8 protein-coding genes and 1 pseudogene are annotated in these 7,513 nt (G+C 49.6%); 8 read left to right on the top strand and 1 reads right to left on the bottom strand.

The window, feature by feature from the left end:
• The first annotated feature begins 133 nt into the window (after window positions 1-133).
• The 5 genes from VB081_RS08985 (at window position 134) to VB081_RS09005 (ending at window position 3,659) form a co-directional block, all read left to right on the top strand.
• Window positions 134-1,462: a [Fe-Fe] hydrogenase large subunit C-terminal domain-containing protein gene (locus VB081_RS08985; RefSeq protein WP_323400489.1), complete on the top strand. Its 1,329-nt coding sequence runs from the start codon at window positions 134-136 to the stop codon at window positions 1,460-1,462.
• Window positions 1,459-1,797, top strand: a complete 339-nt coding sequence (locus tag VB081_RS08990) for an AraC family transcriptional regulator (RefSeq protein WP_323400490.1) — start codon at window positions 1,459-1,461, stop codon at window positions 1,795-1,797. The genes VB081_RS08985 and VB081_RS08990 overlap by 4 nt, the downstream gene beginning before the upstream one ends.
• 4 nt (window positions 1,798-1,801) lie before the next feature.
• A complete protein-coding gene (locus VB081_RS08995; protein WP_323400491.1) occupies window positions 1,802-2,494 on the top strand; it encodes a PHP domain-containing protein in 693 nt (230 codons plus the stop codon).
• A gap of 106 nt (window positions 2,495-2,600) precedes the next feature.
• Window positions 2,601-3,086: an NADH-quinone oxidoreductase subunit NuoE gene (gene nuoE, locus VB081_RS09000; protein WP_323400492.1), complete on the top strand. Its 486-nt coding sequence runs from the start codon at window positions 2,601-2,603 to the stop codon at window positions 3,084-3,086.
• Between the two features lie 21 nt (window positions 3,087-3,107).
• Window positions 3,108-3,659: an ATP-binding protein gene (locus VB081_RS09005; RefSeq protein WP_323400493.1), complete on the top strand. Its 552-nt coding sequence runs from the start codon at window positions 3,108-3,110 to the stop codon at window positions 3,657-3,659.
• A gap of 52 nt (window positions 3,660-3,711) precedes the next feature.
• Here the strand turns inward: VB081_RS09005 and VB081_RS09010 are convergent, their stop codons facing one another.
• Entirely contained in the window at window positions 3,712-4,560 is an 849-nt protein-coding gene (locus VB081_RS09010; RefSeq protein ID WP_323400494.1) for a sugar phosphate isomerase/epimerase family protein, read from the bottom strand.
• 367 nt (window positions 4,561-4,927) lie between these two features.
• On the opposite strand from VB081_RS09010, the gene VB081_RS09015 reads away from it, so the two are divergent.
• The 3 genes and pseudogenes from VB081_RS09015 to VB081_RS09025 all read left to right on the top strand — a co-directional run.
• Window positions 4,928-5,305 (top strand): (2Fe-2S) ferredoxin domain-containing protein, encoded by a 378-nt coding sequence (locus VB081_RS09015; protein WP_323400495.1) that lies wholly within the window; start codon window positions 4,928-4,930, stop codon window positions 5,303-5,305.
• 30 nt (window positions 5,306-5,335) lie between these two features.
• A pseudogene (gene nuoF, locus VB081_RS15030) lies at window positions 5,336-7,126 on the top strand (NADH-quinone oxidoreductase subunit NuoF).
• Window positions 7,127-7,144: 18 nt separating this feature from the next.
• On the top strand, window positions 7,145-7,513 hold a 369-nt coding region (locus tag VB081_RS09025; protein ID WP_323400496.1), incomplete at its 3' end, for a 2Fe-2S iron-sulfur cluster-binding protein.

The following is a 7,513-nucleotide window of genomic DNA, read 5'->3' on the forward strand; positions in this document are numbered from 1 at the left end:
TTTGGCGCGGGCATGGGGCTCTCTAATATCAATAAAAACAGTGACAACATGAATATTGAATCCAGTCCGGCAGGAACCAAGCTGACGCTTAAGTTTTTGATGTAGTGCGCTGTACTCTGAGACGAGGAATATTATGGAAAAGTATTTTCATTCGGTGCGTTTGGAAAAAGAAAAGTGCTCCGGATGTACCAATTGTATCAAGCGATGCCCAACGGAAGCGATCCGTGTGCAAAAGGGAAAAGCAAAGATATTGGCGGAGCGCTGCATCGACTGCGGCGAGTGCATCCGCGTTTGTCCGTATCATGCCAAAAACGCCGTGACGGACCCGCTTTCCAGTATCAACAATTTCAAGTACAAGATCGCGCTTCCGGCACCGGCGCTGTATGCGCAATTTAAAATGCTCGACGGCGCAGACCGCGTGGGGCGTGTTTTGACGGCGCTGAAGTCGATGGGATTTGACGATGTGTTTGAAGTAGCGCGCGGCGCGGAAATATGCTCAAAAGCGATTGCCGAGGAATTGAGGAAGCGGGACAAGCGTCCGTTGATATCTTCTGCCTGTCCGGCGGTCGTACGGCTCATTCAGGTCAATTTTCCGGAGCTGCTCGATAATGTCGTCAATGTAGACGCGCCGGTAGAGGTCGCGGCCAAGGTTGCAAAGGAAGAATTTGCAAAGAAAAACAATGTCGATATTTCAGAGATCGGCGCATATTTTATTACGCCGTGTCCGGCGAAAATGACGAGCATTAAATCTCCTCTTGCCAAGGAAAAAAGCGATGTGGACGGGGCAATCTCTATTCTTGAGGTGTACGGGCTTCTGGCGGGGCAGCTAAAGGGAGCGGAGACAAGACACTTTGAGGGAGAAAAAGCTACTGCCAAAGGAATTGGCTGGGCCAATAGCGGGGGCGAGGTTTTTGCGATCGGTGAAAAAAACGCGCTTTCTGTGGACGGCATTGCAAACGTTGCGCGTGCGCTTGAGGACATTGAGAATGACAAGCTCAAGGACCTCGATTATTTTGAAGGACTTGCGTGTATCGGCGGCTGTGTGGGCGGCCCGTTAGTGTTTGAAAGCTCGTTTGTGGCACAGTCGCGCGTTAACACGATCTGTGACGCGGTAGGACTTGATCAGAACGTGGAAGATCATGCCGAGGTTTATGCGCAGGACGGTGTTGCGTCGACAGTGAAGACGATTGAGCCGCTTGACGTTATGAAGCTTGACGACGACAGGATGGTGGCGCTGCAAAAGATACAGCAGATCGACGAGCTGCTTGAAAAATTGCCCGGTATGGACTGCGGCAGTTGCGGTGCGCCGAGCTGCCGTGCGCTTGCGGAGGACATCGTAAGGGGACACGCGACAGAAATGGACTGTGTATTCATACTAAAGGAAAAGGTTCGCTATCTGGCAGAGGAAATGGTAGATCTTGCCAGCAAGGACAAGATAAGAGGGGATGGAGAAGAAGAATGACAAATGCGCAATTGGCAAAGGAACTGGGACTTAAGTTATTGACTGAGGGCATCAATGAGAGCGCTGAGGTGACGGATGGCTGCGTTTGCGACCTGCTGAGCTGGGTGATGGCTCGCGGGGAAGCGGGGATGGCATGGATCACCGTACAAACGCACCTGAACGTGGTAGCTGTCGCCTGCCTGCACGATTTTGCGTGTGTGATCGTCCCGGAAGGGATCGAAGTACCACAGCCAACGATCGACAAGGCAAAGGAAGAAGGCATCGTGATCTATTCTTCCGCACAAACATCGTACGCGCTGTGCTGTGGCCTGTGCAAGCTTGGTATTGGGCAATAATTCCATGCAGCTTACCTATGATTTTCACATACATTCCGCGTTGTCGCCATGTGCGGAAAACGATATGACACCCAACAATATCATCAATATGGCAAAGCTAAAAGGGCTTGATGCGATCGCGGTGTGTGACCATAACAGTACAAAAAATCTTCCTGCGGCGGCGAAGATCGCGCAGGAAGCGAGCATCACGTTTTTGCCCGGCATGGAGATGACGACAGCAGAGGAAGTGCATGTACTGGCTCTCTTTGAAGATGTGGATACGGCGTTTGTATTCGGAGATATGGTATATGAAGCTTTGCCGGACATCCCCAACAAGCCGGATTTCTTTGGGGAACAGCTTATTATGGACGAGAACGACGAAGTGATCGGCCGTATGGACAAGCTGTTGATTTCTGCGCTGCCCTTTGACATGGACGAATGTTGTGCGCGCATAAAGGAATACGGCGGTTATGCTATACCGGCGCATATCAATAAGGGCGCGAATTCGGTTTTGGCGAATCTTGGCTTTTTTCCGCCGCAACTGAAATTTAAAACGATAGAAGTCGTCAAAGGACTTGCGATCACAAACGATATTTCCGGCTTTCAGAAGATATATTCCTCTGATGCGCATAATCTGTGGCAGATTGCAGAGGCCGAGAACACGATCGAAGTAGATGAAAATACAGTTTCAGCCATTCTGAAAAAATTGTGTGTATAAATTCACAAAAGTAGTGCAATGGGATTGATAATATGGTAAAATTAGTTTCATGTGAGGATTGACTTGCAAAAATTAAGGGTTTGGATGATGAAGGAGGCACTTTTCGATGACCAACACAGCAGAGAATCAGGCAAAATACGATGAGCTAAAGGTTTATATCAGTGAAATGAAGGAAAAACCGGGTCCGCTGATGCCGATCATGCAGAAGGCGCAGGAGGCTTTTGGATCGCTGCCGTTTGAGGTGCAGCACTTTATTGCAGAGGAGATGGGCATTCCCATGACGGACGTTTATGGCGTAGCCACATTTTATTCGCAGTTTGCATTAGAGCCTAAGGGTAAGCATGTGATCGGCGTATGCATGGGTACCGCTTGCTATGTAAAGAAAGCTGACGGCGTGCTCAATGCGCTGGCAGATGATCTACAGGTACCGCCCGGAGATACGACGCCCGACAGATTGTTTACGCTTGAAGCGACGCGCTGCCTTGGATGCTGTGGCCTCGCTCCGGTTATTATGATCGATGATCAGGTATACGGCAGATTGAAGCCGGAAGATATCCCAGGGATACTGGATATTTACAGAAAAAAACAGTAACGCTTTTTTGCGGGCACGCCAATGAAAGAGATTTCACTGCATATTATGGATATCGTCCAGAATTCGATCACAGCGGATGCAACGCTGATCGAGGTAAGTCTGGACATCCAGTATGCGAACAATATGATTTCTATAGCGATCAGGGACAACGGACGAGGGATGAGCAAGGAAATGCTTGCACAGGTCACAAGCCCGTTTGTAACGACGCGCACGACGCGCAGGGTCGGGTTGGGCATCTCATTGTTTCAAGCCGGGACACAGGCGTCGGGCGGGGAATTTTGTATCGATTCCACAGAGGGTGTAGGTACAGCGCTGCAGGCCACGTATGGGCTTGATCATCTGGACAGGCCGCCCATCGGGGATTTTGCAGGTACGATGCATACATTGATCGTCAGCAATCCCGATATCGATTTTCTGGTCACGGTCATTGTGGACGGCGCACAGGATGTTCTGGATACGCGGGAAGTAAGGGAAGCGCTTGGCAACGACGTGCCTCTTGATATGCCTGATGTATCGTTATGGCTCAGGGAAAATCTTGACGAGATGTTCAAACCGGAATATACTGATTTCTAAATGAGGAACAAAGTAAAAAGCAGGCTGATCGCCTGCTTTTTTTGTTGTAATGCTATTGGAATACACTTTTTAAAAAGGCGAGGCCGTTTTGTGCCAACGCTTCAGGCGACTCGGCCAGCGGCCGCCACAGGGAGGCGGCCTTAGCGATCGCAACACAGTCAGGCGTAAAGGATTCTATGGTGCAATAATCGTCGTAACCCGCATCTGCAATCGCATCGCTGATCGCTGTCCAGTCAAAGTTATCTTCGCCCGGCGTACCACGCGTATTGCTGCACGTATGGAAATCAAATATCTTGCCTTTGGCAGCACGGATCGCAGCGGGGATATTAGATTCTTCGATGTTCATATGAAAGGTATCCAGCAGAAAACCGATATTGTCCGTGCCAATACGGTCGATCAGTTCGAGACCTTGCTCTACGGTATTGATGAAATCTGTTTCAAAGCGGTTAAGCGGCTCGATCGCAAGACGCACGCCGTTTTCTCCGGCATAGTCGGCGGCAATCTTCATATTCTCAACTGCCCATGACCACTGTTGCGCTTTTTCGGAAGGCGTGGTCATACGCGCCTTACCAACGGAAGCATACATAGGACCGGCGACGACCTTTGCATCAATAGCGACGGCAAGGTCTACGAGGTCTCTTAAATATTGTACACCGGCTTTTCTGTATTCGCTGTTTTCGGAGGAGATATCGTTTTTCTCCCCAAAAGCGCCGCACATAGAGGATAGATCGATGCCGGTCTGTTGCTTTGCGTCACAGATTTTATTGACATCTATGAAAGAAAAATCCTCGACGGCGATCTCGTAAATATCGAATCCAAGGTCTTTGGCTTTTTTGAATTGACCATATGGGTCGCTGCCGAAGGGGGAGGTAAATACATAAGAGCTGATACCGAATTTCATGGTCATTGTCTCCTTGCTTTGGTGTGTTGGGGCTATTATATCCTGCAAACAGATGCGATTCAACTACAGGCCGGAAAAAAGTTGTATTGCCGGATTAAAAAAACACCGGAACAGAACTGCGACTTCAAATTAATAATATGGTTAATTTTTCACAAAACTGGTTGCGTTCGCTTTGGTATGTTGGTATAATAAAAAAGTATGAATTGTCTTTTTTTTCACTATGTGATCAATGGGACAATATAAGCCGCGAAAGCGGCTTGTGTTTTGAATGATTACGGTACGCCGTTCGCCGAAAAAAGAAACGGCAGCCGGAAGATATGTCGGCAGCAACATCCAGGCATAGACGGGCTACTAAAAGGGAGAGGTAATGAAATCACTTCAGGAACTGGAAGCAATCAGAAAGAAAATGCAAGACAAGGTCGACGTTCGTAAAAACGACGCAGACAAACGTATTGTGGTTGGTATGGCTACATGCGGTATCGCGGCGGGTGCGCGTCCGGTATTGCAGGCGTTTGTTGACGAAGTCGCAACGCGCAGCCTAGGCGACGTATCGGTATCACAAACCGGTTGTATCGGTGTGTGCCGCTTAGAGCCGATCGCGGAAGTCTTTTTACCGGGACAGGAAAAAGTAACCTATGTTAAAATGACGCCGGAAAAAGCAAAGAAGGTCATTGCAGAGCATATCGTTAACGGCCGGATTGTTACGGAATATACGATTGGGTATGCAGAACAGAATAACGCTTAAGTGACAGAATTTGGGGAGGTTAACAGGTAAATGGATTTTTATCGCTCGCATGTGCTCGTGTGCGGAGGAACCGGATGTACATCTTCCGGATCGTCTGAGATCATCGATAAGTTCGAAAGCGGTCTCAGTGCACACGGATTGGAAAAGGAAGTCAAAGTAGTAAGAACCGGTTGTTTTGGTCTGTGCGAAGCAGGCCCGATCGTTATAGTCTATCCGGAAGGTTCTTTTTACAGCAGGGTGAAACCGGAAGATGTTGACGAGATCGTCGAGGAGCATCTTTTGAAGGGACGTATCGTAGAACGTCTTTTGCATAAGGAAGAAGATACAAGCGAAGTCGCGACGACGCTTGACGATATCGAATTTTATAAAAAACAAAATCGTGTGGCTCTCAGGAATTGCGGTGTGATCGATCCCGAAGTGATCGATGAATACATCGCTTTTGACGGTTATAAGGCTCTTGGAATTTGCCTGACCGAGAAAACGCCGCAGGAAGTGATCGACATTATCAAGCAGTCAGGGCTTAGAGGCCGTGGTGGCGGTGGATTCCCGACCGGCCTGAAATGGCAGTTTGGCGCTGATGCAAAGGGTGACAAAAAATATGTGATCTGTAATGCGGACGAGGGAGACCCGGGCGCGTTTATGGATCGTTCCGTTCTGGAAGGCGATCCGCATGCCGTTATTGAAGCGATGGCGATCGCGGGGTACGCGATCGGTTCAGATACCGGTTATGTGTATGTACGCGCGGAATATCCGATTGCTGTAAAACGTTTGCAGATCGCGATCGATCAGGCGAAGGAATACGGCCTGCTCGGCGAAAAGATATTCGACGCAGATTTTAATTTTGATATCGAGATCCGCCTCGGTGCGGGCGCGTTTGTATGCGGTGAGGAAACGGCACTGATGGAATCCATTGAAGGCCGCCGCGGCGAGCCGAGACCCAAACCGCCGTTCCCGGCGAACAAAGGATTGTTCGGCAAACCGACGATTATCAATAACGTAGAAACATTGGCAAATATCCCGCAGATCATCTTAAAGGGTGCGGAATGGTTTGCGTCGATGGGTACGTAAAAATCCAATGGCACAAAGGTATTTGCGCTGGGTGGTAAGATCAACAATACAGGCTTGGTGGAAATCCCGATGGGAACAACGCTACGCGAGGTCATTTATGAGATCGGCGGCGGTATCCCGGACGGCAAAAAGTTCAAGGCTGCGCAGACAGGCGGCCCTTCGGGCGGCTGTATCCCGGCGGAGCACCTTGATTTGAAAATCGATTACGATACGCTGATGTCCATTGGTTCCATGATGGGCTCGGGCGGACTGATCGTTATGGATGAAGACAACTGTATGGTCGACGTAGCGAAATTCTTTCTGGATTTCACGGTAGACGAGTCGTGCGGCAAATGTCCACCCTGCCGTATCGGTACCAAGCGTATGCTGGAGATACTCGAGCGTATCACGGATGGCAAAGGTAAGCCGGGAGATATCGAGAAACTGATCGAGCTTGGCGAAAGCATCAAGGCAGGCGCGTTGTGCGGCCTTGGTAAAACAGCGCCAAACCCGGTTCTTTCCACGATCAAATATTTCAGGGACGAGTATGAAGCGCATATCTATGACAAGCGCTGTCCCGCGGGCCAGTGCCAGCAGTTGCTTGTTTACGAGATCATTCCTGGAAAGTGCATCGGCTGTGGTATGTGCGCAAGGGTTTGTCCGTCCGACGCTATCACAGGCGAAAAGAAGCAGCCGTATCATATCGATCCGGATAAGTGCATCAAGTGCGGCGCCTGCGTGGATAAATGTAAGTTTGCCGCGATCAAGAGATAAGAAGGGGGATAATGTGATATGGTTTCATTGACAATAGATGGCATTAAAGTGGAAGCGCCGGACAATATGTCCGTGCTTGACGCTGCCAGAAAAGCAAATATAGACATTCCTACGCTTTGCTACTTAAAAGGCGTGAATGCGATCGGCGCATGCCGTATCTGCCTCGTTGAGGTGGTAGGCAACCCGAATCTGCAAGCGTCCTGCGTGCTTCCTGTTGCGGAAGGCATGGAGGTCCTGACTTCGTCGGAAAAGGTGCTCAAAGCAAGAAAAGTAAGCCTTGACCTGCTGCTCTCGAACCATGACCGCGAGTGCCTGACGTGCGCGCGCAACGGAAATTGTGAGCTGCAGACTCTGGCAGAAGAATTCAATATGCGCACCATTCGCTAT

This window comes from Christensenella sp. (assembly GCF_034927525.1).
Lineage (GTDB): Bacteria > Bacillota > Clostridia > Christensenellales > Christensenellaceae > Christensenella.

What these genes read in the sequence shown, in the direction of transcription:
- VB081_RS08985 (WP_323400489.1), top strand. Translation starts at nt 134, where the DNA reads ATGGAAAAGTATTTTCATTCGGTGCGTTTGGAAAAAGAAAAGTGCTCC.
- VB081_RS08990 (WP_323400490.1), top strand. Translation starts at nt 1,459, where the DNA reads ATGACAAATGCGCAATTGGCAAAGGAACTGGGACTTAAGTTATTGACT.
- VB081_RS08995 (WP_323400491.1), top strand. Translation starts at nt 1,802, where the DNA reads ATGCAGCTTACCTATGATTTTCACATACATTCCGCGTTGTCGCCATGT.
- nuoE (WP_323400492.1), top strand. Translation starts at nt 2,601, where the DNA reads ATGACCAACACAGCAGAGAATCAGGCAAAATACGATGAGCTAAAGGTT.
- VB081_RS09005 (WP_323400493.1), top strand. Translation starts at nt 3,108, where the DNA reads ATGAAAGAGATTTCACTGCATATTATGGATATCGTCCAGAATTCGATC.
- VB081_RS09010 (WP_323400494.1), bottom strand. Translation starts at nt 4,560, where the DNA reads ATGAAATTCGGTATCAGCTCTTATGTATTTACCTCCCCCTTCGGCAGC.
- VB081_RS09015 (WP_323400495.1), top strand. Translation starts at nt 4,928, where the DNA reads ATGAAATCACTTCAGGAACTGGAAGCAATCAGAAAGAAAATGCAAGAC.